Origin of the sequence: Schaalia odontolytica (assembly GCF_024584435.1) — a bacterium.
Taxonomy (GTDB): domain Bacteria; phylum Actinomycetota; class Actinomycetes; order Actinomycetales; family Actinomycetaceae; genus Pauljensenia.
In genome coordinates this window covers 624,412-648,770 of sequence record NZ_CP102197.1, presented here as the reverse complement: position 1 = coordinate 648,770, position 24,359 = coordinate 624,412, and the positions used below count along the sequence as shown (strand labels likewise).

Sequence of the window (24,359 nt, the reverse complement as noted above, 5' to 3'; positions counted from 1 at the left end):
AATTTCGATAGATCGGCGTTGCGAAAAGCCCGATAAGGTGTTATTCCTCCCACACGTCCAGGGACCTAAGACCTATTTGTTGATTGCTAGCGCATCCACGGAGCATCCGGGGACCGCAGTCCCTCCCACTGCCGTCCCCGCGCCGCGTGGGCGGCCAGGATTCCGAGGACCGCTGAGGGGTTGTGAAGACGCCCGGCCGCCACCATGTCGAGCGCCTCGGTCAGGCTCACCCACGCGTAGATCATCGCAGCCTCTTCGTCCTCACGCGCGAAGCTCTCGGCTGCCTGCGTCAGGTCTCGGGCGAGAAAGATCCGCAGCGGTTCCGTCGTACCCCCCGGGGAGGTGAAGAAGTCGACGAGGACGTCCCACCGGCGCGCTGTCAGGTCTGTCTCCTCGGCAAGCTCGCGCCTGGCGGCGACCAGGGGATCCTCACCGGCGATGTCGAGCAGGCCGGCCGGTATCTCCCACAGGAGGGCGCTGACGGGATGGCGGTACTGGCGCAGGAGCAGAATCTCCTCGGCGCCGCGCTCGCCACGCATCGCGACGACCGCGACCGCTCCGGGGTGGCGGGTGTACTGACGCACAACGGGCGCTTCCCCGTCGACAACGACGACATGGTCCTCCACGACGTCGACGATTCGTCCGCTCCACACGGTGTGACGCGACGTGACCTCGCGCGATGTCTTCTCGTCGGAAATCGCGAGAGCTTCCTCATGGGACAGGAAACGCATGTCCCTCCTCCTGTCTTTCGTGTTAACGCGCTGCGTCCAGGGCGCCTTCCGGATTCAACGGGACGGGTGGCAGGTTCGACGAGGCGCGAGAGGGCGCATCGAGACGCATCCACCTGCGGCCGCGTGTCCTACTTCGTGCTGGGTACGACGGATTGAGCGCCGTTGCCGACGCCGAAAGCGCGCGCACCGGAGCCGCCGTGGGCGAGGGCCAAAGCGGTGTCGACTGCGGCGAGGGTCGTGCCCACCGAATCGACCGTGGTAACGCCCGTCGCCGAGCCTCGCAGGTAGGTAATCATCGCGTCGCGGCTGGAGGCGTCACCGACCACGACACCGGAGGTCGAGCCGACGGCCTGGGCCAAGCCAGCCCAGGCATCGGAGCTCTTCGAAACTGCGGAGGGAGAGGCTGTGGCCTGCGGCTGCGCCTGCGCACGCGCTCCGATGGCAACGAGCGTCGAAGCACCACCGGCTGGGTCCTCGTCGACGGTCATAATGGGGGTGGACTGGTCGGTGAGAATCTGACGAAGCAGGTCGGTTTCCGCGCCCGTTGAGGATAGAACCTGGGCGATGGCGTATCCAACGATACCGTCCGCACTGGCTGTCTTCGCACCACCCGAGCTGAGATGCGACGCCAGCGTCGCAGACAGCGTCGTACGATACTGGCTCATGGAGGTTGACTCCCAGTTGTCCGTCAGGCTGACCCGACCGACAACGCTTGCGCCGGCGTCGGTCAGCGTTGAGCGAATCGCGCTGACGTCGTCCTCGGAAGCTCCCGGCAGCACGACAAGGGCAACCTGGCGGCCCGCAAGCGAGCCCGCGAGAGTGGAGGAGGCCAGTGCTTTCAACCCGGCCGCTTCGGCTTCTGCGTGCGCGCTGGCCGCAGGGTCCACGGTCGTGGTCGCGCCGGAGGAGCTCACGCCCGCGCGAATCCGGGTTTGCAGCGGTCCCGCGCCGAGTACGACGCCAACCGCCAGGGCGACGAAAATACCGATGATGGACACGACGTGGTAACGGAAGTTGATCATAGGGTTCCCCCAGCAAAGTGCGTGAGCGAGGACAGCAGGGACGTCACAGGTTCGAGAAGATCGTGCCCCCAGGGCGTTGACCAGAGGGCCACGCCCATCAAGCCGATGGCGACCAGGGCGAGCAGGACGAGCGTCCATCCACGAGGACGAGGACGGAAGGTTGCCGCGACCCCGCGGGCGCCGATTAGGCGAGATCCGGCGGCGAGGCGGGAGAAGAAGGCCGGGGCGACGAGCGCCCGGCCAGCGTCGACGAGCTCATTCTCTCCATAGGAGACACCGACGGTGACGATCGCACTCGCTGAGGAGTGAGCCGCCACCACGATCGCTGCATCGACGGACGTGCCCGCCATCACGACGGACTCGTAGACGACGCCCATTTTGTCGAGCCTCTCGGCACCCGGTGCCAGACCGTCGCCGCCAACGCGCACGATGAAGGTGCGGGCGCTCCGGATCGCCTTCTCGCTCATGAGGTCGGCGTCTCCGATCACCGCGTCGAGGGGCACGTGCGCTGCGAGCGCCACGTCAGCGCCGGAGTCGACGGCGATAATGAAGGGTGCAGCTTCGGCACGCCAGCGAGCGAGCGCACGCAACTCCTCGCGCGCCTCGGCCGATCCCGTGATCAGCACAATGGGGCGGTCACCGACGCGCGGGAGCGCGGGGACGTCAACGCCTCTGAGCACCGTGGCTCCGTCCTTGGCAAGGTAGTCCTCTATCGCGCCTTCGAATCCCGCAAAAAGCGTCGCGGAGTCGGCCACCTCAACGTCCAGGTCATCGCGGGTGACGGCTTTGCCGGTGGCGATCACCGTGCCATCCAGGAGCACCTTTCCCCCGACGAGCGTGACCTCCTGCCCCTCGCGCAGGGACATGATGTCTTGGCCGAGATCATCCACGAGGGTGATTCCCGCGTCAAGGATGACCTTCGGCCCCATCGCTCGCGTGCGCCCGGTCAGCGACGGCTGGGCATTCAAGATCGCACTCGGACCCGCCGCGACCAGCGCCTCGGCGCTGTCACGGTCCAGGTCCGCGACGTTGATGACCGCCATGTCGGACTTTTCGAGGCGCGTGGCCAGGTGCTTGGGCCGGTCGTCGATGCGGACGCGCCCCGACCTCGGTCGCGCATCCCGTGAAAGTGTCTCGCTCATCCCTGCGATTGTGACACGGCGGAGGCCAAGACGTGCGAAGCGTGGCGGCGCGCCGCCTCTGAGTGCGGATCGCCACCCATCATGCGCGTCAGTTCCGCCTCGCGCTGCGCGCCTTGGACCGAGCGAACGCTGGTCGTTCCGTTCTCCTTCTCGATGACGAGGTGCTGGTCGCCGAATGCGGCCACCTGGGCGAGGTGCGTGACGACGATGACCTGTCGCGACTGGGCCAGGCGCTTCAGGCGGGCGCCGACCTCGGTCGCGGTCTGGCCGCCGATGCCCGCATCGATCTCATCGAAGATGAAGGTGGAGGAGGCCTCGGTTTGCCCGAGCATGAGTTCGAGTGCGAGCATGACGCGTGACAGCTCACCGCCTGAGGCTCCCTGGCCGAGCGGGCGGGCGGGCGCGTGCGGGTGGGGCTGGAGGCGGAACATGACCGTCTCGCAGCCGTGGGAGGACGGTTTGGTCGCGCCAAGGTCAATGTGTAGGGTCGCGTCGGGCATGGCGAGGGCGTGCAATTCCTCGTTGACGCCCGCGGCGAGTTTGCGCGCCAGGCGCGTGCGTGACTGGGTGAGGAGGCGCCCGCGGGAGAGCACGCGTTCCTGGGCGGAAGCGAGTTCCTGTTCGACGAGGGCTGGATCCGAGCTCGGCTTCGAGAGCTCGGCCACGCGTGCGTTGGCGTTCGTCCTCCATTCCAGCAGCGACTCGATGTCGGCCGCGCGCCCCCGCAGTGCGTCTCTCATCGCGGCACGTCGCGCGTGGATTTGCGCGAGCCGGGCCGGGTCCGCATCAAGGTGGGACAGGTAGGAGGCCGTGTCGTCAGCGAGCGCTTCGAGTTCGAGCACCTGGCTGCGCGTGCGAGCCACCATCTCAGCCAGGCTTTCGTCAAACCGCAGCGCTTCGTCGAGTCGCGCGTAGGCGCTGCGGGTCGCCTCAAGCGCGCCAGCGTAGTCTGAGCGCTCGTCCCCTCTCAGGCAGGTCACACACTGTTCCAGCAGCGCTCGCAGATCTTCGACGTTGGTCAGGCGCGCGGCTTCACGGGTGAGCTCTTCCTCTTCGCCCACGTGAGGATCGAGTTCGTCAATCTGAGCGATCGCCGAACGCAGGTCCTCGAGTTCTTCTGCTCGCTCGCTCGCGTCAAAGCGCAGCGAATCGAGGCGCCGCTTGACCTCGACCGCCTCTCGGAATGCCGAGCGATACTCCTTCAGGAGCGCGCGGTGTTGCGCGCCCCCGAACTGATCGAGCGCGCGGCGTTGGGCGGCCTCGCCCGTGAGTCGGATCTGGTCAGCTTGGCCGTGAATCGTCACCATCGCCCCGACAATATCCGACAGGGCCGAGGCGGGAACGGGCCGTGACCCCAGGTGTGCCCGCGAGCGTCCGGCTGCTCGGACGCTGCGCCCGACGATGAGTTCTCCGTTCTCGACGACGCCGCCGAGTTCCTCGACCGCTGCCTCGATGTCGGCAGGGACCGAGAAAATCCCGTCAACGCTGAGGCTTTCCTCGCCGCTGCGCACGAGCGCCGTGTCCGCGCGCGCACCGAGGAGGAGCTGGAGGCTGCTGAGCACCATCGTCTTGCCGGCTCCCGTCTCGCCGGTAACGACGGTGAGTCCGGGGGCGAAGTCGACGTGAGCTGAGGCGATAACCCCGAGGTTGGCGATATCGAGAGATTCGATCACTGTCCCCCGTCCCTCCATCCGCGGGCCGGTAGGTTGAACTTGTTGACGAGGCGCGCCGAGAAAGGCGTGTCGTCAACGCGCACGAGGCGAACCGCAGAGGCGCCGACACGCGCCCGCACGACAGCCCCCGCGGGAACGGTGATGCGTCGTAAGCCATCGCACCACATCTCCGGGTCGCTCCACGTGTCCTCCAGGACCACGATCTCCACGCACGCGGACGGCCCGACAACGAGAGGACGGGTGAAGAGTCCGTGCGCCGCCAGGGGTGCGACGACGATCGCCTCCGTATCGGGCCAGACGACCGGGCCGCCGGCCGAAAAGGAGTAGGCGGTGGAACCGGTCGGCGTGGAGAGGATCATTCCGTCGGCACCGTACGTCGACACTTCCTGCCCGTCGACGACGAGGGCGAAGTGAACTGGGTGGGCAACGTCCGTGTGCATGATAACGGCCTCGTTGAGCGCCCAATCGTGGGCTGTTGTCGCATCGGGACGTTCCATCGCCACATCGAGCGTCATGCGTTCTTCCACCGCGAAGTCGCCTTCGGCGATCTTGCGGGCGAGGTCCCCCGTGCCCGTGGCGGCGAGCTCGGTTAAGAAGCCCATGTGGCCGGCGTTGACCCCCAAAAGCGGCACGCCGAGTGCTCGCGCGCTTGACGCTGCGGCGAGGAACGTGCCGTCGCCGCCGATCGAGAGCACCATGTCGATGCCGCCGACTGCTGCGTCCTCGACGACGTCGATGCCGCGCGCCCGCAGTGCTTGCGCGAGCGTCACCGCGCTGGTGGCGGCGTTGGTGCGGTGGCGGTGACGAACCATGAGAACTCGCGTCATGACGTACCTCCTGCTGGTCCTTCAGCCACAGCCCGGCGGATGCAGCCGGTCAGGTCTTGCGCCGCGATCGGGTGCGGGTGGGAGCGGCGCATGTGAATGAAGTACTCGACGTTACCGCTCGGGCCGGGCAGCGGGGATGCGGCGACTGCGGCGATGTCGAGTCCGAGATTGATGGCGCAACGGGCCACCTTGTCGACGGTTTCGACGTGGTGCTCCGGATTGCGCACCACTCCCCCGCGGCCGAGCCGTTCTTTGCCGATCTCAAATTGCGGCTTGACCATGAGAAGAAAATCGGCGTCGGCCGCGGCCGCGGCGACCAGGGCCGGGAGAACGAGTGTTAGCGAGATGAAGGACATGTCACCGACAACGAGCTCGGGTGCCGGGGCGACTGTGGCGGGGTCGAGCGTGCGCACGTTGGTTCGATCGTGGACCTCAACGCGGGGGTCGGCCTGCAGCTTCCACGCGAGCTGCCCGTAGCCGACATCGACGGCCACGACTGATGCTGCTCCGCGCCGCAGCAGGACGTCGGTAAAGCCTCCCGTCGATGCCCCCGCGTCGAGGGCTCGACGGCCACGGATACGCGGAGCCCGATCGCCGAGCGCGTCGAGGACGCCGGCAAGCTTGTGTGCGCCGCGCGAGACGTAGTCGGCCTCGTCTGACTCGGCAACGACGATTGCCTGGGCGGGGTCCATCTGGCGCGCTGCCTTGAGCACAACCTGGCCGTCGAGTTTGACTCGCCCTTCTTCGATCATCCGCGCTGCGCTGGAGCGGGACGGGGCGATCCCGCGGCGCACCAGCTCGGAGTCGATGCGTCGCAGTTTCACTCGCCCGTCCCTCTCACCGTGCGGACAGTGGGATGTGGCGAGGCGCCGGCAGCCGCCGCCGCATCGGGGCCGGACAGCGCCTGGCGCAGCTGCGCCTCGATCTGCTTCAACGTCTCGGCCTGGGAGGGGGCGTCAAGCAGATCAAAGCCGACCAACCGCGCTTCGACCTGTGTGCGTAGGCTCATCGCTCCTCGTCGTCCAAGTCCGCTGTGCGTGCGAGAAGCTCTTCCAACTCTTCTTCGCCGGGCAGGAACGTGGGCGTCTCTTCTCCCGGCTCGGGCAGCTCGTCCGCCGTGGCGGTGGCTGCGAGGATGTCGTCTCCGCGTTCCTCGCCCGCGGCTGCTTCGGGCGCGCGCACGATGCCGGACGGATCGTCGTTGTCCACGACGCTCATCTCGGGGCATGTCACGGGCTCTCCGGCCGCGTCCGCGTACTCCCAGGCGGCTGCGGCAAGTGCGCGGTAAGAGTCGATCGACACGGTGACCGGCACAGTGAGCTCGACGTCGTCGAGCATCAGCGAACCCGAACGGGTGACCTTGGCGACCTGCGAGACGCCGCACGTCCACGTGCCATCGCGGTGGTGTTTCGGCGCGGGGTGAGACTCCAGGAGTCCACGCATGTCGATGGCGAGGTAACTCGGGCGCTGGCCACGCGGGGCTCGGATGACGTCACGAGCCTGGTGCACGCCGGTCAGCACGTGCATGGCGGGAATGCCAGCGGCGACCGCACCCATGATGTCGGTTTCGAGGCGGTCACCCACGGCCAGCGGGTTCGTCGCTCCGACCAGCGCGCTGGCGCGCCGATAGATTCCGGGCTCGGGCTTGCCTCCCGCTGTGGGGCGCTTGCGGGTCGCGTGCGTGATGGCGCGCACCAGCGAACCGTTGCCCAGCGCCTGGCCGCGCTCGACCGGCAGCGTCGCGTCAAGGTTCGACGCGTAGAAAGCTGCGCCCCGCTCAATGGCGAAAGCACCCTCGGACAGCGCCGCCCAGTCGACCTCCTTGTCGAGGCCCTGAACCACGGCGGCCGGCGACTCATCGGCGCTGCCCACCAGCGTGAAACCCTGTTCTTCGACGGCGAGACGCAAGCCGGGGCCGCCGAGGACAAACACCTTGGATCCCTCGTCGAGTTCTTCGGCCATGATGGCGGCGATGTCCATGGCCGAGGTCATGACCATGTCGGCGTTCGCATCGAAATCCATCCCGTTCAGCTTCTCAGCCACCTGGGCAGGCGTACGCATCGCGTTATTGGTAACGAATGCTGAGCTCATGCCCGCCTGACGCGCTTCGATCACGGAGGCGGCGGCGTGCTCGATGCGCTCATCGCCAGACCAGGCGGTGCCATCGAGGTCGAGGAGTGCGCAATCGAACTCTTCGGCGAGCGCCGATCCGGAGTCTCGCAGCGCCGAGCGCTTATTGTCGACATCGGCGTCCTGGAAGAGGGCAACGTCAATAATGTCCGTATCCTCGACCGGCGCGGGCATAGCTTCGAGGACGTCGGCTGCCTCGGCGTCCCTTCCGAGTTCGGTGAGGCGTTCGGCCTTGACCTCCATCAGGCGGCGTCGGAGCTCGTCGTCGGCTGCCTCAGGCAGTACTGCGAGCGCATCGTCGACGATGACAAGGCCGACGTCCGACTGTCCTAGGTCGGCGCGCGCCCCGGAAGAGACGAGGACCAGTTCGACCTGTTCGGCGAGATCGAGACTTGTGGCGTCGGTTGCCTCGATGATCTCCACAGCTTTGTCGGGGTGTCCGAGGCCTCGCTCCGCATCGGCTTCGATAGCCCTCAGAGACGAGTCCGCCCTCATGCGGCGCACGGCTCGCACCTCGCGCAGCGCCTCCTCGTAGCGTCCCGACGCATAGGCCGTCAGTGCGGCAGCCTCACGCACCACGTCGACGCGACCGGCTCGGCTCACGGCCGCCTGCGCGTGCTGATACGCGGCCTCCGGGTCGAGGTCGATCAGCTGCCCGGCCAGCACGAGGTGGCGAGCGACAATGTCACGGTTGGGGCCTGACAGCGTCGTCAGCGCGCGCAGTGCCTGCGCATCTAGTTCGTCAGCGCTGACACCTGCGGGAATAGTCGGCTCATCACCGTTGGGAGCAACGTACTCCTCGATGGACGAGTGGTTCTGGTACTTGGAGTCCTGACGACCTCCGCACTCCTCACGGAACCCACCGCGGCGTTCGTCGCGATCGAAGCGAGCCCCACCGCGGCGATCATCACGACGCTGATAACCACCACGACCACGACCACGCTCATCACGATCCCCGTAGCCCGAGCGCTGACCATCACGGCCACCGAAGTCCCGACGCCCACCATCGCCGCGCTCCTCACGGAACCCACCGCGGCGTTCATCGCGATCGAAGCGAGCCCCACCGCGGCGATCATCACGACGCTGATAACCACCACGACCGCGACCACGCTCATCACGATCCCCGTAGCCCGAGCGCTGACCATCACGGCCGCCGAAGTCCCGACGCCCACCATCGCCGCGCTCCTCACGGAACCCGCCGCGGCGATCATCACGACGCTGATAACCACCACGACCGCGACCGCGCTCATCACGATCCCCGTAGCCCGAGCGCTGACCATCACGGCCGCCGAAGTCCCGACGCCCACCATCGCCGCGCTCCTCACGGAACCCACCGCGGCGTTCATCGCGATCGAAGCGAGCCCCACCGCGGCGATCATCACGACGCTGATAACCACCACGACCATCGCGGGAATCCTCGCGGTCGCTGAAGCCACGCCGTTCGCCCCCGCCACGTTGATCACGCCACTGCGGTTGGCGCTTCTGATAGCCACCACGGCCAAATCCGCCGCGTCCCTGAGTGTCATCTGCCATGGTGCTTAACCTCTATTCCTGCGCCCGCCGGGGCGTCGATATCATCTGTGCGCTGCGCGCGTTCAATGAAGCCATCCTAGTCGACGAACGCGTCCGATGTGGTGGCAGGTGTGATTTTGGAGAGGGACGGCACGGTTGTGTCTTTGTGGGTGTGTGTGGGCGGACCGGGGCGCCCCTCTCGTGTGGGGGTGTCCCGGTCCGCTTGTTTGGTGTGTTGTGGCGGTGTCCTACTCTCCCACAACCTGTCGGTTGCAGTACCATTGGCGCTGCCGGGCTTAGCTTCCAGGTTCGGAATGGTGCTGGGCGTTTCCCCGGTGCTGTGACCACCACAAGTTTTGTTGTTCAACCGCCCCCCTGGGGTTTGCGTTGTTGCGCGTCCCGCGTTCTTTCGGGGGGTGTGGGTTGATCGTGGTTTGTATAGTGGTTGCGGCTTTTGCTGCACGGCCCGCCCCCTTGTGGGGGGGGGTGCGTGTTGTTGTTTAGTGTTGGCCCATTAGTACCAGTCGGCTCTCGAGCACCTCGCGGTGCTTCCACCTCTGGCCTATCAACCCGCTCGTCTGGCGGGGGCCTCTCACCCCACGGTGGGGGCGTGGAAACCTCATCTTGGAGCAGGCTTCCCGCTTAGATGCTTTCAGCGGTTATCCCTTCCGAACGTAGCTAACCAGCCATGCACCTGGCGGTACAACTGGCACACCAGAGGTTCGTCCATCCCGGTCCTCTCGTACTAGGGACGGCCCTCGTCAAGTTTCCTGCGCGCACAGAGGATAGGGACCGAACTGTCTCACGACGTTCTGAACCCAGCTCGCGTACCGCTTTAATGGGCGAACAGCCCAACCCTTGGGACCAACTCCAGCCCCAGGATGCGACGAGCCGACATCGAGGTGCCAAACCATGCCGTCGATATGGACTCTTGGGCAAGATCAGCCTGTTATCCCCGGGGTACCTTTTATCCGTTGAGCGACCACGCACCCACGTGCCATGGCCGGATCACTAGTTCCTGCTTTCGCACCTGCTCGACCCGTCGGTCTCACAGTCAAGCTCCCTTGTACACTTGCACTCGCCACCTGATTACCAACCAGGCTGAGGGAACCTTTGAGCGCCTCCGTTACATTTTAGGAGGCAACCGCCCCAGTTAAACTACCCACCAGGCACTGTCCCCAACCCGGATCACGGGCCAAGGTTGAGGTGACCGCTTGAACCAGAATGGTATTTCAACGACGACTCCACCACCGCTGGCGCGGCGGCTTCACAGTCTCCCACCTATCCTACACAAGTCCAAGCGAACACCAATACCAAGCTATAGTAAAGGTCCCGGGGTCTTTCCGTCCTTCTGCGCGAAACGAGCATCTTTACTCGTACTGCAATTTCACCGAGTTCATGGTTGAGACAGCGGAGAAGTCGTTACGCCATTCGTGCAGGTCGGAACTTACCCGACAAGGAATTTCGCTACCTTAGGATGGTTATAGTTACCACCGCCGTTTACTGGGGCTTAAATTCACCGCTTCACACCCCAGGGGGGTGTTAACAGTTCCTCTTAACCTTCCAGCACCGGGCAGGCGTCAGTGCGTATACATCGCCTTACGGCTTCGCACGCACCTGTGTTTTTGATAAACAGTCGCTTCTCCCTATTCTCTGCGACCCCACAACCCCACCCCCACGCGCGGCGGAGGGAAGTCACGGGGTCCTCCTTATCCCGAAGTTACGGAGGAATTTTGCCGAGTTCCTTAACCATGATTCACTCGAACGCCTCGGTATACTCTACCTGACCACCTGAGTCGGTTTAGGGTACGGGCGCGTCATGCCCTCACGTCGAGGCTTTTCTCGGCAGCATAGGATCACCACAAGTCCACACACGCGTGTGTCCCTCATCAGTTCTCACCCACAATGTCCCCCGGATTTACCTGAGGGACGGGCCACAACCTTAAATACGCACAACCATCGGCGCACTGCAGCTACCTGTCTGCGTCACCCCTGTTAACACGCTTGCCTACCATCACCGGGACCCCAAGACCCACACACACCACCACCACCCGAAAGCGGAGGCGGGGCGCGGGCAGATTGGTTAGCACAATGACGTCAGCATGGACGGTCACAACGCGGTACCAGAATATCAACTGGTTGTCCATCGACTACGCCTGTCGGCCTCGCCTTAGGACCCGACTAACCCAGGGCGGATAAACCTAGCCCTGGAACCCTTAGTCAATCGGCGCTGCGGATTCTCACCGCAGAATCGTTACTCATGCCTGCATTCTCACTCCCACACAATCCACCAGAAGTCCCCTCCAGGCTTCACCTCGTGCAGGACGCTCCCCTACCCAACAACACACCAGCACTCCAGTTCCTGGCGCCAGCATCACATGTTGTTGCCACAGCTTCGGCGGTACGCTTGAGCCCCGCTACATTGTCGGCGCAGAACCACTTGACCAGTGAGCTATTACGCACTCTTTCAAGGATGGCTGCTTCTAAGCCAACCTCCTGGTTGTCACCGCGACTCCACATCCTTTCCCACTTAGCGCACGCTTAGGGGCCTTAGCTGATGATCTGGGCTGTTTCCCTCTCGACTACGAAGCTTATCCCCCGCAGTCTCACTGCCACGCTACACCTAATGGCATTCGGAGTTTGGCTGACGTCAGTAACCCATCGGGCCCATCGGCCATCCAGTAGCTCTACCTCCACCAGGGACCACGCAACGCTGCACCTAAATGCATTTCGGGGAGAACCAGCTATCACGGAGTTTGATTGGCCTTTCACCCCTACCCACAGTTCATCCCCCAGGTTTTCAACCCTGGTGGGTTCGGTCCTCCACACAGTCTTACCTCTGCTTCAACCTGACCATGGGTAGATCACCCCGCTTCGGGTCTAGAACACGCGACAAACGCCATCTTTCAGACTCGCTTTCGCTACGCATACCCCACACGGGTTAAGCACGCCACGTATCACTAACTCGCAGGCTCATTCTTCAAAAGGCACGCCATCACCCCACAAGGCTCTGACGGCTTACAGGCACACGGTTTCAGGTACTATTTCACTCCCCTCCCGGGGTACTTTTCACCATTCCCTCACGGTACTATGCACTATCGGTCATCAAGTAGTATTTAGGCTTACCAAGTGGTCTTGGCAGATTCACACGAGATTCCACGAGTCCCGCGCTACTCGGGCACCACATCCACGCCACACAACACAGGTCCGCTTACACGACTCTCACGCTCTCCGGTCAGCCATCCCAGACTGTTCAACTCCCAACACAATGCGACGCGACCCCCCGGCAGAAGGATCCAACATGGCCCCACAACACCAAACACGCAACGGCCGCCGCCTCTGACACGCATCTGGTTTAGCCTCCTCCGCTTTCGCTCGCCACTACTCACGGAATATCTTCTCCTACGGGTACTGAGATGTTTCACTTCCCCGCGTTCCCCCCACCACCCTATACACGTTCAGATGATGGTAACCCAGCACAACCCAGGTTAGGTTCCCCCATTCGGACACCCTCGGATAATAACGCTCGCTCGCCAGCTCCCCGAGGCATATCGCAGGCCGCAACGTCCTTCATCAGCTCTTGATGCCAAGGCATCCACCGAATGCCCAACAAAACTAAACAAAACACAAAAAACAGTACAGAACAAATATGCTCGCAACCACTATACAAATCACAAACAACCCACCACACACAACCCACGCCCAAAACCTCAGGCGGGTCATGCAGGCCAACCACCACAACAGGTGGACGCCAACACGGTGTTGAACGTGAACCCGACAGCGTGTCTGCTCGCGACAACTTCTATGCCCAACCCCAAAAAACGCACCCACACCCACCACCCACTAGCGGGCAGTGAACACATGCGAGCACAAGAAGAACAAACCCACACACCAACCACAAAAGGCCACCATGCACGCTTGCTCCCCACAAAAAGGGCTCCCTAGAAAGGAGGTGATCCAGCCGCACCTTCCGGTACGGCTACCTTGTTACGACTTCGTCCCAATCGCCAATCCCACCTTCGACCACTCCCCCCGCAAAAGCGGTTAGGCCATGGGCTTCGGGTGTTACCAACTTTCGTGACGTGACGGGCGGTGTGTACAAGGCCCGAGAACGTATTCACCGCAGCGTTGCTGATCTGCGATTACTAGCGACTCCACCTTCATGGGGTCGAGTTGCAGACCCCAATCCGAACTGAGACTGGCTTTAAGGGATTCGCTCCACCTCACAGTATCGCAACCCTCTGTACCAACCATTGTAGCATGCGTGAAGCCCAAGACATAAGGGGCATGATGATTTGACGTCATCCCCACCTTCCTCCGAGTTAACCCCGGCAGTCCCCCACGAGTCCCCACCATCACGTGCTGGCAACATAGGGCAAGGGTTGCGCTCGTTGCGGGACTTAACCCAACATCTCACGACACGAGCTGACGACAACCATGCACCACCTGCACACGACCAACTAAATGCCACCACATCTCTGCAGTGCCGCCGTGCATGTCAAGCCTTGGTAAGGTTCTTCGCGTTGCATCGAATTAATCCGCATGCTCCGCCGCTTGTGCGGGCCCCCGTCAATTCCTTTGAGTTTTAGCCTTGCGGCCGTACTCCCCAGGCGGGGCACTTAAAGCGTTAGCTACGGCGCAGAAACCACGGGTGGCCCCCACACCTAGTGCCCAACGTTTACAGCGTGGACTACCAGGGTATCTAATCCTGTTCGCTCCCCACGCTTTCGCTCCTCAGCGTCAGTAACGGCCCAGAGACCCGCCTTCGCCACCGGTGTTCTTCCTGATATCTGCGCATTCCACCGCTACACCAGGAGTTCCAGTCTCCCCTACCGCACTCAAGTCAGCCCGTACCCACCGCACGCCCCCAGTTAAGCCAGAGGATTTCACGGCAGACGCGACCAACCGCCTACAAGCCCTTTACGCCCAATAATTCCGGACAACGCTCGCGCCCTACGTATTACCGCGGCTGCTGGCACGTAGTTAGCCGGCGCTTCTTTACCCACTACCCTCACCACAACCATTGTTGCGGCTTGACCATGAGCGAAAGAGGTTCACAACCCGAAGGCCTCCATCCCTCACGCGGCGTCGCTGCATCAGGCTTGCGCCCATTGTGCAATATTCCCCACTGCTGCCTCCCGTAGGAGTCTGGGCCGTATCTCAGTCCCAATGTGACCGGTCACCCTCTCAGGCCGGCTACCCGTCAAAGCCTTGGTAGGCCATCACCCCACCAACAAGCTGATAGGCCGCGAGCCCATCCCCCACCAGAAAAACCCTTTCCACCAACCCCCATGCGAAGACCAGTGAATATCCAGTATTAGCACCCGTTTCCGGGCGTTATCCCAAAGAAGGGGGCAGGTTACTCACGTGTTACTCACCCGTTCGCCACTCATCCACCCAACAAAAGCTGAGCTTCAGCGTTCGACTTGCATGTGTTAAGCACGCCGCCAGCGTTCGTCCTGAGCCAGGATCAAACTCTCCGAACAAAAACACAAACGTTAAAGCCCAGAAAAACCAACCAAACAAAACCGCCTGGCCAGCAATCCCAACCAAAAACACTCAAAAACAAAAAACAGGCATAAAAAACAAACAAACACACTATCGAGTTCACAAACAACACCCACACACCCCAGACAACCAAGCCACAAAACCCAGCCACCACAGCGGTGAACCACCACCACAAACCCACAAACAAGCTCGCGGCGACAGGTGAATAATCTACCCACCCCCACACCCAAAGTCAAACCCAAACCATGTAACCCCCACCACACACCCCACAAACACCCACAACACAACGAAAAAGGGGCGTGCGGCCGACGCCGCACGCCCCTCTCTGCGCACACACTCAGTGCAGTTCAAGCACCGCCAGATTCTTGCGTCCCTTGCGAATGAGAGCCAAACCACCGGCAAGAACGTCACTGGCGTTCAGAAGCGCATCTGGGTCCTCGACCTTGACGTTGTTAACGGAGGCTCCGCCCGATGCGATCGTCCGACGAGCCGCAGTCTTTCCCTTCTCGAAGCCAAGGGCCACCAGCGCGTCCACAACCGTTGCTTCTCCGAGCGACAGGCTCGCACGCGGGAGGTCAGCCGTCGCCGCAGCAAGCGTCGCGGCGTCGAGGGTCGCGAATGTCTCCCCCGCCCCACAGCGCCTGGGTCGCGGCAAGAACTCGCTTCAGCTGGTCTGCCCCATGGACCAGTTCCGTCACCGAGGCGGCCAGGGCCTTTTGCGCGGCACGCTGGTGGGGCCGCTCAGCGACCTCAACGGCAAGGGCTTCGATCTCCTCGCGCGACATAAACGTAAAGATCTTCAGGAAACGCACGACGTCCTCATCGGCAACCTGCAGCCAGAACTGGTAGAAGGCATACGGTGTCATCATCTCAGGATCGAGCCAGATCGCTCCCCCCTCAGACTTTCCGAACTTGGTGCCGTCAGCCTTCGTGATGATCGGGGTCGTCATCACGTGAGTCTCGGCTCCCTCGACCTTGCGGATCAGGTCGACGCCGCCGACCATATTGCCCCACTGGTCGTTGCCTCCCGTCTCCAGGGTGCAGCCCTCTCGGCGGAAAAGTTCCAAGAAGTCGTTGGCCTGGAGCACCTGGTAGGAGAACTCGGTGTAGGAAATGCCCTCGTCTGAGGCGATGCGGCGCGCCACGATGTCCTTGCCCAGCATCGTGCCCACGCGGAAGTACTTGCCGATCGTCCGCAGCAGATCGATCGCGCTCATTTGCTCGGGACAGCGCGCTCATTTGCTCGGTCCAGTCGAGGTTGTTCACCATCTGAGCCGCGGCCGGCCCCTCGAAGTCCAGGAAACGGGATATCTGCGCGCGCAGCCGATCCGCCCAGCCCTGGACGACATCGGTGGGTTGCAGCTGACGTTCTCCGCTCTGGCGCGGATCACCGATCTGTCCCGTTGCTCCTCCGACCAACGCGAGAGGGCGATGCCCCGCGAGCTGCAGGTGACGCATGACGATCAGCTGTACGAGGTGCCCGTGGTGCAGGGATGGCGCCGTTGGATCGTAGCCGCAATAGAAGGTGACAGGCCCGGAAGCGAGGTGGGCGCGAAGCGCCTCAAGGTCCGTGTGCTGCGCGAGCAGCCCACGCCATTGCAGGTCGTCCAGAATGTCTGTCACGAAAGTTATCCTTCCTTACGAATCCAACAAAATTGTTGCGTTTCCAGTGTATCGGCTGCGGGCGCGCGGCGTGAGCTCAGCGCGGACGCATCCCTCGCCCAGCGAGGAGCGCACGCCACGCGCGAGGTCAGTTCACGGCGGCGCTCGCCCACTGCCTCGCATCCCTCAGGCAGCCGCAGGCTTCCTCGATCTGTTCGGCCACGCGCACGGGTGCCGTGCCCCCTCGTCCCGCGCGTGCCCTCACTGATCCGTCCACGGTGAGAATCGAACGCACCTCGGGGGTCAGGTGGGCCGAGGCGCTGGAAAGCTCCTCGTCGGTCAGGTCAGCCAGCTCCACTCCCCTAGCCTCGGCGAGGCGCACGCAGGTCCCCGAGATCTCGTGAGCGTCGCGGAAGGGAACCCCTTGCTTGACGAGCCATTCGGCAATATCGGTGGCCAGAGAGAAGCCCTGGGGTGCCAGCTCGGCGAGTCGATCGAGGTGAATGGTCATCGTCTCGATCATGCCGGCGACGGCGGGACACAGGACGTCCAGGGTATCTATCTGGTCGAAGACGGGCTCCTTGTCTTCCTGGAGATCCCGGTCGTAGGCCAGGGGAATTCCCTTGAGGACCGTGAGTAGACCGGTGAGATCTCCGATGAGGCGACCGGCCTTTCCGCGCGCGAGCTCGGCAACGTCGGGGTTCTTCTTCTGTGGCATGATCGAGGATCCGGTCGAGTAAGAGTCATCGAGCGTCACGTAGCCGAACTCCTTAGTGTTCCACACGACGATCTCCTCCGACAGCCGCGAAATGTCGACTCCCACCTGCGCGCAGACGAAGGAGAACTCCGCAACGACATCGCGAGCGGCGGTGCCGTCAATCGAGTTGGGAACCGAGTCTGAGAAACCGAGGGCGGCGGCGATGCGACGAGGATCCATGCCGAGCGTGTTACCTGCCAGCGCCCCCGATCCGTAGGGCGAAATCGCGGCCCGCTTATCCCAGTCGCGCAGGCGATCAATGTCGCGTAGAAGCGGCCACACGTGAGCCAGCAGGTGGTGAGCAACCAACACTGGTTGCGCATGCTGCATGTGCGTGCGCCCGGGCATCACTGCATCCCCCGCACGCCGAGACTGGCTCACCAGGGCGTCGGCGATATCGAGGACACGTCCAGCGAGGTGGCGAGCCTCCTGCCGCAGATAGGCACGGATGAGTGTCGCAATCTGGTCGTTGCGCGAGCGACCGGCCCGCAGCTTGCCCCCCAGCGTCGCGCCCGCACGCTCGATGAGGCCCCGTTCCAGCGCCGTGTGTACGTCCTCGTCAAGCGGCTCCGGCAGGAAGGATCCGGAGGCCACGTCGGCGTCCAGCCGTGCCAGAGCGTCATGCATGTCCGCGCATTCGGCATCGCTCAGGAGGCCGACGCGATGAAGCTCGTCGGCGTGGGCGTGGGACCCGGCGATGTCGACATGAGCGAGCCGAAAGTCGAAGTGGGTCGATACGCTCAGCGCGGCCAACGCCTGCGAGGGCCCTCCCGTGAAGCGACCACCCCACAGAGAAACGTGCTGTTCGGACTTCGACATGGGAGACCTCCTGTGGCTGAGCGTTGTGCGTCGCGCGTACGTCTAAGAGTATTCGAGATGCTGGCGTGCCGCCGATGGCCACACGAGAGGCACCTCGCCCCGAACCTTGACCCACGTGGCGATGACGACGAAGAGCATCCAGTTGCCTTCGAAGAGGAGCCGCGACTCGGTGAAAGACTGAATGAACATCGCGATCATCAGCACGGCCGGGATGACGTCCCACAGATTGTCGTCGATGTGAGCGACGGCGACCTTGACGACGCGAAACAGGGTCCATACGATCGCTCCGGTGATGATCGCGGCTCCAACGAAACCCGTGGTCAACGCGGCCTCGACGTAGACGTTGTGCGCCTGGTTGGTCGCGGTGCCGTCGTTTCGGATCACGAGCGAGGAGAAGGGCTCAATCGACGTGGGCCACCCGATGAACCAGCCCCACCCCCCGATGGGATGCTCGGCGATCAGGGCGGCGGCGCGACGCCAGATGATAGAACGCCCGCTCATGTCCGGGCTACGTCCAAAAGCGTCGGCGATCATGTGCCTGGCGAAGAACGCTCCGACAGCGGCCGCGATACCTACTGCGGTGAAAGCCCCGATCACTCGCAGACGCCAGCGAACGGGGACGCGGCGCTGAACGACGAGCCCAACGATCACCAGGAAGCAGCCGACGGTCGACAGGGCGACCGTCGCTGACTGCGTGAGCAGGAGGACCGCCCCGCAAGCAGCAAGCCAGAAGACGGTCGCGGTCCGGGCGCAGCGGGTCTGCATGTAGCGCAGGATGAGGCATACGGCGAGAAGGAGAGCGACGAAGGCCAGCGGATTTCGATTGCCCGGAAATCCTTGAATCGGTCCGCCGATAAGAAGACGTCCCTCGACCCAGTAGTACGAGGCCGGCAGCGTTCCTCTGCCCCAATAGGTCGGAGGCGCGAGCGGGCCCTGCCCCGTGAGGGCGACGATGGCCTCGAGTATGAAGGATGATCCGATGATCCATTGCAGGGCAAGGATCAACGACTCGACGAGGGAGACGAGGTCGAGCGCCACGGCTATGGCGATCGACACGAGTGTCAACGACACTTGGATCGCCGAATACTCGAGGCTGAGCAGCGGCGACGCCGACCACGCACACGTCAGGGCACACCAGGCGACGAAGAGGCATATCGTGGTTGGAAAACGCCGCAGCTTCAGGGAACGGCCCGAGACTCGAAAGAGCACGACGAAAAAAGCGAGGAGGATCAGCATGGGAACCAGCGAACCGATGTCTCCGAAGATCCCCCGCACCCCCTTGCCCGCGAAGCCCACAAAGAACATGCCCGCGACCGTATAGCGCATCATCCGGGCGCGTAGGGCATCCCCCCGGTCGGTGTCTGCGGTGGCATCGATCGCAGCGCTCGCTTCGTAGGTCATACACGACACACTATGCGAGGTGGGAGCGCCATTCCCGGCGCTCCCACCTCTTGAAACCCAACTGAAACATTCCCTGTGAGAACGCCCTCAGCAAAGTCTCAGTAGCCCATGTTGACTCCGAAACGCACGTCGCGTGCGGCAGCCAACTTCGATTGCATGCCGTAGATGTCGATGAAGCCCCTCGACGAGGACTGGTCGAACGTGTCGCCCGTCTCATAGGTTGCCAGGTTGAAGTCGTAGAGGGAAGCCTCGGAGCGACGCCCGTTCACGGTGGCTCGGCCGCCGTGCAGCACCATGCGAATATCGCCGCTCACGTATTCCTGAGTGTGCTCGATGAAGGCGTCCAGCGACTTCTTCAGCGGCGAGTACCACTGCGCTTCGTACACCAATTCGCCCCAGGTCTGCTCGAGCTGGCGCTTGTAGCGGTGCTGCAGGCGCTCGAGGGTGACCGCCTCGAGGGCCTGGTGAGCCTCGATCAGCGCAACGGCCCCCGGCGCCTCGTATATCTCGCGCGACTTGATGCCCACGAGGCGGTCCTCCACCATGTCGATGCGGCCAATGCCCTGAGCCCCCGCCCGACGGTTCATCTCCTGGATCGCCTCCAGCGGGCTCACCGGGCGCCCATCGATGGCCACGGGGATACCCTTATCGAAGGTGATGACAACCTCGTCGGGCAGCGGCGGATACGTCGGATCGTCGGTGTAGACGTAGACGTCCTTGGTCGGCGAGTTCCACAGGTCCTCGAGGAAGCCCGTTTCGATGGCGCGGCCCCAGACGTTTTGGTCGATCGAGAAGGGGTTGTGCTTCGTTGTTTCGATGGGCAAGTTGTGTTTCTCGGCGTAGTCGATCGCGACGTCGCGGGTAAGCGCAAGATCGCGGACCGGGGAGATACAGTCCATGTCCGGCGCCATCGAGGTAATGGACACCTCGAAACGCACCTGATCGTTGCCCTTGCCCGTGCATCCGTGCGCGACGGTTGTCGCGCCGAACTCGCGCGCAGCCTTGACCAGGTGCTTGACGATCACCGGGCGCGATAGCGCAGACACGAGAGGGTACTTACCCTCGTAGAGGGCGTTGGCCTTGAGGGCGGGCATGCAGTACTCGGATGCGAACTCGTCGCGAGCATCGGCAACGTAGGCTTCGACCGCGCCGCAATCGAGGGCACGCTGGCGAATCACCTCGAGGTCCTCACCGCCCTGGCCGACGTCGACGGCGACGGCCACAACCTCGCGGCCGGTCTGTTCGCCGATCCATCCGATCGCGACCGAGGTGTCCAGTCCTCCTGAGTATGCCAGGACGACGCGGTCTTTACTCGACATGTGGGTTCCTTCCAGTTGTTGGGTGTGTGGGCCTAGGCCGAACTCTGGTCGGCGAGGCGGTGACTAGTTGTCGGGGAGGGCGCCGGGTTCGGCGAGAGCCAGGAGCATGCGTTCGACGTCGGCGGCAGCGGATTCGCTGCGGCAGATGACGAGGATTGTGTCGTCGCCGGCGATGGTTCCGGCAATCTCGTCCTTGCGTGCGGCATCGATCGAGGACGCCAAAAGATTGGCGGCGCCCACCTGCGTGCGCAGAACGAGCTGGTTACCGACTTTGACGGAGGTGACAAGTAGGAGCTGACACCAGCGTGCGAGGCGCACGTTCGCGGCTTCCCCGTCGTGGGTTGCCCCTCCATCGTGGTCGGGGACCGTGTAGATGAGGGCGCCGGAGGAGTCGCGGATTTTCGTGGCGCGCAGGTCCATGAGGTCGCGCGAAAGCGTCGTCTGCGTCACCTCGATGCCTCGCTCAGCGAGACGGCTGCGCAGGCCCTCCTGGCTCCCGATTGATTCGGTGGCGAGAAGATCGCGGATCATCTCGTGCCTGGCACTCTTTGTGCCGGGAAAAGCTACCGTGACAGTCATATGCATGACTATACATCCAGATGCATATCCCTGCGCGAGCGTGCGAAAAATGCGGGTGGGCACCGTGGGTGCCCGCCCGCGTCTGCCCGTGATGCACTCAGGCCGACAGCTCCGCAATAATGCCGTCGGTCCACTGGTCAATGGCCTCCCAATCGCGGAAGTCGCCCTCGACAACACCGGCGAGACGGGCCACCGAGCGCTCACGCAGCGACAGCAAGGAAGGCTTGTAGCGGCCGGGAAAGGTCCGCAGATCGCGACAGTTGACGTGGGTCAGCAGCGGGCCCACGCGCGTTGGATCCTGCGGCGCATGCTTCGGAACTCCGTTCATGCCGACCGAAAATGCCCACACCGGCTTGCCCTGCAGGTCATCACCGAAACGCTCCATGAAGTCGTGGGCCTCAGGCATCCACTGGAGAATGTACACCGCCGAGCCGACGATCACGGCATCGTAGGGGGCGACCGTAGCGACCTCGGAGGGGGCGATGCGATCGACCGTCATACCCGATTCTTGAAGCCTCTTGGCGATGGCGTCGGCGACATCATCCGTCGCCCCGTGCTTGGATGCTGCAGTAACAAGGATGTGCATGCTCTCATGGTAGTGCGAAGACCGGCCGAAACCTCGCACGCAACACCCCAATGAGTGGGGCACCACACGTGAGATTCGACCGGTCATTCGCGGCGCGGCGGTCAGGCGCGCAGAGAGGCTCCGAGAACCTTCGAGGCCTTCGCCACGACACGCTCGCGCACCTGCGCCGACTCCTTGGCGGTGAGCGTGTGATCCGATGCTCGCAAACGCACGGCGAAGGCGAGCGAACGATAACCGGACGGGACCTGGTCCCCCTCGTACATGTCGAAGAGAGTCACCGCCTCGGCCAGCGGCGCCGCGCCCTGACGGACCACCTGCTCAACGCGCGCGACGGGAATGTCGGCCGGGACGACGAGCGCAATGTCTTCCTTGGCGAGAGGGTACGTGGACACCCCCTTGACCTGAACTGGTTCGGTCGACATCTGCCCGATGAGGGCATCCATATCGATCTCGAAAGCGCAGGAGCGGGCGGGCAGGCCGAACGCGCGACAGGCGGCCGGAGAGAGCTCACCTGCAAGCGCCACATCGACCAGGTCACGGCCCGCGCGAACAAAGACGCGCGCAACCCTGCCGGGGTGGAAAGGCGCGACCCGCGCGGGATCGGTGGCCGGAGTCGGCATCGGGGCTCCCTTGTGCGCGGCCGGAGACTCCACCCACGCGCGCGTCACCTCGACACGCACGCCAAGCCCGCGTGCCACGGAGCGAACATACTCCAGGGCGTCCGCCCAATCGAATGCGCGTGCCTGGGAGAGCACCCCGGAGCGCTGCGCATTCCCGGTCAGAACCCCGCCGATGTGCCACGGCTGAGCGGGAATTCCCGCCTCGAGCGCGGCAAGAACCTCATCCGAGGGACGCTGGTCGGCGCCGGGCAGCTCGGCGGGCACCGTTCCCTGCGGTTGGGCGACCTTCGCCACCTCGAAGATGGCCACGTCCGCGTTCGAGCGAGCGACGTTACGGCCCGCGACGTCCAGCAGCGTATCGAGCACCGAGGTGCGCAGCCACGGAGAATCGTCGGCCATGGGGTTACGCAAACGCAGGGCGCTCCGGCGGGGGTCGGAAGAGGCGATGCCCTGACGATCCCACGTGTCGCAGACAAAGGGATAGGACTCGACCTCCACGAGCCCTCCCTCCGCCAGCGCCGCGGCGCTCAGACGCCGGGCCTTCTGGGCGAGCGTGAGGCCGATACCGGCGGGGGCGCTCGGCAGAATCACGGGGATCTTGTCGTAGCCGTCAAGGCGGGCGATCTCCTCGACGAGGTCAGCCGGCATCGTCAGATCCGGACGCCACGACGGGGCGGTGACCTTGATCGCTCCATCCCGGGGCTCATCGACGACGCACCCCACCGCCCTCAAGAGTTCGGCGATGCGCTCCGGGCTGTGCGACACACCGGTCAGGCGCTCGGCCTCGCCCATGGGCAACACAATGCGTACCGGATCGGGGCGCTGGTCGTTGTCGGTAACTCCCGGATCGACGTTCCCACCGCCGTAGCGAATCATGAGCTCAACGGCGCGCTGCGCGGCGAGCGCCGGCAGGGCGGGGTCGGTTCCCCGCTCGAAGCGCTTGGCCGCCTCGGAGTGCAGCTTGTGCCTGCGCGAGCTGCGCGCGATGGACACGGCGTCAAAGTGTGCGGCCTCGAAGAGAATGTCCGTGGTGCTCTCGCCCACCTCGGAGTACGCACCTCCCATGACGCCGGCAATCCCGATGATCCGAGAGCCCTGTGCGTGCGGAGAGTCCGTGATGAGCAAGTCCTGCTCGTCCAGCTCACGTTTCTCCTCGTCCAGGGTCACCAGGGTCTCGCCCGCTCGCGCGCGGCGCACGACGATCGGCGCTGCCAGCGCACCCAGGTCGTAGGCGTGCATCGGCTGACCCAGGTCCAGCATCACGTAGTTCGTGATATCGACGGCCAGGGAGACCGAGCGCATTCCTGCCGCTTCCAGGCGTTCCACCATCCACCGGGGCGTGGAAGCCGACGGATTCGTCCCGCGCACCACGCGGGCAACGAAGCGGTCGACGCCGAGGCGTGCGCGGATCGGAGCGTCATCGCAGAAGACGACCGGGAACCCCTCGTCGTTGGCTACGGGCGGGCACGAGGCGATGACGCCGGGAAGCCCCGGGTCCCTGAACGCGGCGCCCGTCGCGTGCGAGTACTCTCTGGCGATTCCGCGCATCGAGAAACAGTAGCCCCGATCCGGCGTCACGTTGATCTCCAGGACCTCCTCGCCCAAGCCGAGCCAGGAGACGATGTCGGTACCCACCGGCGGAATCTCGCGATCGGGGAAGAACTCCGGCAGGACGATGATGCCCGAGTGGTCCTCGCCCAGGCCGAGTTCGCGGGCCGAGCAGATCATTCCATCCGAGACGTGCCCGTACGTTTTGCGCGCGGCAATCTGAAAGTTGCCCGGAAGAACCGCGCCGGGCAGCGAGACGACAACCAGGTCACCGACGTCGAAGTTGTGGGCACCGCAGATGATTCCGCGGCTGGGAAGGTCCGAGGGTTCTTTGCCAGTTCCGGGGGCATCGTTGTACTCGCCGACGTCCACTCGGCAGTAGTTCACGACCTTGCCGTTCGAGGCGGTCTCCTCCGTGCGCGCAAGGACGCGACCAACGACGAGCGGTCCAACCACCTGAGCGGGGTGGATCTCCTCCTCTTCCAGGCCGACCTTGACAAGCGCCGCAGCCAGCGCCTCGGCGTCCGTTCCTTCGGCGACATCCACGTGGTCAGCGAGCCAGCTCAGCGTCACCATAGGCATG

The 24,359-nt window shown here is 63.9% G+C and carries 15 protein-coding genes, 3 rRNA genes and 1 pseudogene; 1 reads left to right on the top strand and 18 read right to left on the bottom strand.

Going from position 1 to position 24,359, the window contains the following annotated elements:
- Positions 1-86: 86 nt before the first annotated feature.
- The 8 genes from NQK35_RS02880 to NQK35_RS02845 form a co-directional block, all read right to left on the bottom strand.
- Complete coding sequence (locus tag NQK35_RS02880) at positions 87-731, bottom strand: NUDIX domain-containing protein (RefSeq protein WP_048741370.1); 645 nt, start codon at positions 729-731, stop codon at positions 87-89.
- A 128-nt stretch (positions 732-859) separates the two neighbouring features.
- Positions 860-1,753 carry a copper transporter gene (locus NQK35_RS02875; RefSeq protein WP_009211477.1) on the bottom strand — a complete coding sequence of 298 codons (894 nt, stop codon included), beginning with the start codon at positions 1,751-1,753 and terminating at the stop codon, positions 860-862.
- Positions 1,750-2,895 carry a putative cytokinetic ring protein SteA gene (gene steA / locus NQK35_RS02870; protein WP_257114492.1) on the bottom strand — a complete coding sequence of 382 codons (1,146 nt, stop codon included), beginning with the start codon at positions 2,893-2,895 and terminating at the stop codon, positions 1,750-1,752. The genes NQK35_RS02875 and steA overlap by 4 nt, the downstream gene beginning before the upstream one ends.
- A complete protein-coding gene (gene recN, locus NQK35_RS02865; protein WP_257114491.1) occupies positions 2,892-4,568 on the bottom strand; it encodes a DNA repair protein RecN in 1,677 nt (558 codons plus the stop codon). The genes steA and recN overlap by 4 nt, the downstream gene beginning before the upstream one ends.
- Positions 4,565-5,395 (bottom strand): NAD(+)/NADH kinase, encoded by an 831-nt coding sequence (locus NQK35_RS02860; RefSeq protein WP_048741360.1) that lies wholly within the window; start codon positions 5,393-5,395, stop codon positions 4,565-4,567. The genes recN and NQK35_RS02860 overlap by 4 nt, the downstream gene beginning before the upstream one ends.
- A complete protein-coding gene (locus NQK35_RS02855) occupies positions 5,392-6,219 on the bottom strand; it encodes a TlyA family RNA methyltransferase (RefSeq protein ID WP_009211473.1) in 828 nt (275 codons plus the stop codon). The genes NQK35_RS02860 and NQK35_RS02855 overlap by 4 nt, the downstream gene beginning before the upstream one ends.
- Positions 6,216-6,404: a hypothetical protein gene (locus NQK35_RS02850; RefSeq protein ID WP_009211472.1), complete on the bottom strand. Its 189-nt coding sequence runs from the start codon at positions 6,402-6,404 to the stop codon at positions 6,216-6,218. Before NQK35_RS02850 ends, NQK35_RS02855 begins: the two co-directional genes overlap by 4 nt.
- Entirely contained in the window at positions 6,401-8,191 is a 1,791-nt protein-coding gene (locus NQK35_RS02845) for an HAD-IIA family hydrolase (protein ID WP_257114490.1), read from the bottom strand. The genes NQK35_RS02850 and NQK35_RS02845 overlap by 4 nt, the downstream gene beginning before the upstream one ends.
- 144 nt (positions 8,192-8,335) lie before the next feature.
- Between NQK35_RS02845 and NQK35_RS02840 the strand changes: the two genes are divergently transcribed.
- Entirely contained in the window at positions 8,336-9,067 is a 732-nt protein-coding gene (locus tag NQK35_RS02840) for a hypothetical protein (RefSeq protein WP_257114489.1), read from the top strand.
- 205 nt (positions 9,068-9,272) lie between these two features.
- Here NQK35_RS02840 and rrf read toward each other — a convergent pair.
- The 10 genes and pseudogenes from rrf to pheT all read right to left on the bottom strand — a co-directional run bounded on the left by rrf (position 9,273) and on the right by pheT (position 24,358).
- Positions 9,273-9,389, bottom strand: a 5S ribosomal RNA gene (gene rrf / locus NQK35_RS02835).
- A gap of 143 nt (positions 9,390-9,532) precedes the next feature.
- Positions 9,533-12,659: ribosomal RNA gene (locus NQK35_RS02830) — 23S ribosomal RNA — on the bottom strand.
- Positions 12,660-12,982: 323 nt separating this feature from the next.
- Positions 12,983-14,523: ribosomal RNA gene (locus tag NQK35_RS02825) — 16S ribosomal RNA — on the bottom strand.
- Together the 16S, 23S and 5S rRNA genes form the textbook arrangement of a ribosomal RNA operon.
- 359 nt (positions 14,524-14,882) lie before the next feature.
- Positions 14,883-16,168, bottom strand: a pseudogene (gene tyrS / locus NQK35_RS02820) (tyrosine--tRNA ligase).
- Between the two features lie 127 nt (positions 16,169-16,295).
- Positions 16,296-17,723 (bottom strand): argininosuccinate lyase, encoded by a 1,428-nt coding sequence (gene argH, locus NQK35_RS02815; RefSeq protein WP_048743422.1) that lies wholly within the window; start codon positions 17,721-17,723, stop codon positions 16,296-16,298.
- Positions 17,724-17,765: 42 nt separating this feature from the next.
- A complete protein-coding gene (locus NQK35_RS02810; protein WP_257114488.1) occupies positions 17,766-19,124 on the bottom strand; it encodes an O-antigen ligase family protein in 1,359 nt (452 codons plus the stop codon).
- Between the two features lie 98 nt (positions 19,125-19,222).
- Positions 19,223-20,443 (bottom strand): argininosuccinate synthase, encoded by a 1,221-nt coding sequence (locus NQK35_RS02805; protein ID WP_009211846.1) that lies wholly within the window; start codon positions 20,441-20,443, stop codon positions 19,223-19,225.
- 63 nt (positions 20,444-20,506) lie between these two features.
- Positions 20,507-21,028, bottom strand: a complete 522-nt coding sequence (gene argR, locus NQK35_RS02800; RefSeq protein WP_009211847.1) for an arginine repressor — start codon at positions 21,026-21,028, stop codon at positions 20,507-20,509.
- A gap of 91 nt (positions 21,029-21,119) precedes the next feature.
- Positions 21,120-21,608 carry a flavodoxin domain-containing protein gene (locus NQK35_RS02795; protein WP_009211848.1) on the bottom strand — a complete coding sequence of 163 codons (489 nt, stop codon included), beginning with the start codon at positions 21,606-21,608 and terminating at the stop codon, positions 21,120-21,122.
- 101 nt (positions 21,609-21,709) lie between these two features.
- Complete coding sequence (gene pheT, locus NQK35_RS02790) at positions 21,710-24,358, bottom strand: phenylalanine--tRNA ligase subunit beta (protein ID WP_257114487.1); 2,649 nt, start codon at positions 24,356-24,358, stop codon at positions 21,710-21,712.
- Position 24,359: the final 1 nt, after the last annotated feature.

Coding starts and splice junctions, on each gene's coding strand:
- NQK35_RS02805 (WP_009211846.1), bottom strand. CDS start 20,443: ATGTCGAGTAAAGACCGCGTCGTCCTGGCATACTCAGGAGGACTGGAC.
- NQK35_RS02860 (WP_048741360.1), bottom strand. CDS start 5,395: ATGACGCGAGTTCTCATGGTTCGTCACCGCCACCGCACCAACGCCGCC.
- pheT (WP_257114487.1), bottom strand. CDS start 24,358: ATGCCTATGGTGACGCTGAGCTGGCTCGCTGACCACGTGGATGTCGCC.
- NQK35_RS02810 (WP_257114488.1), bottom strand. CDS start 19,124: ATGACCTACGAAGCGAGCGCTGCGATCGATGCCACCGCAGACACCGAC.
- argR (WP_009211847.1), bottom strand. CDS start 21,028: ATGCATATGACTGTCACGGTAGCTTTTCCCGGCACAAAGAGTGCCAGG.
- NQK35_RS02850 (WP_009211472.1), bottom strand. CDS start 6,404: ATGAGCCTACGCACACAGGTCGAAGCGCGGTTGGTCGGCTTTGATCTG.
- NQK35_RS02875 (WP_009211477.1), bottom strand. CDS start 1,753: ATGATCAACTTCCGTTACCACGTCGTGTCCATCATCGGTATTTTCGTC.
- NQK35_RS02880 (WP_048741370.1), bottom strand. CDS start 731: ATGCGTTTCCTGTCCCATGAGGAAGCTCTCGCGATTTCCGACGAGAAG.
- argH (WP_048743422.1), bottom strand. CDS start 17,723: ATGTCGAAGTCCGAACAGCACGTTTCTCTGTGGGGTGGTCGCTTCACG.
- NQK35_RS02795 (WP_009211848.1), bottom strand. CDS start 21,608: ATGCACATCCTTGTTACTGCAGCATCCAAGCACGGGGCGACGGATGAT.
- steA (WP_257114492.1), bottom strand. CDS start 2,895: ATGAGCGAGACACTTTCACGGGATGCGCGACCGAGGTCGGGGCGCGTC.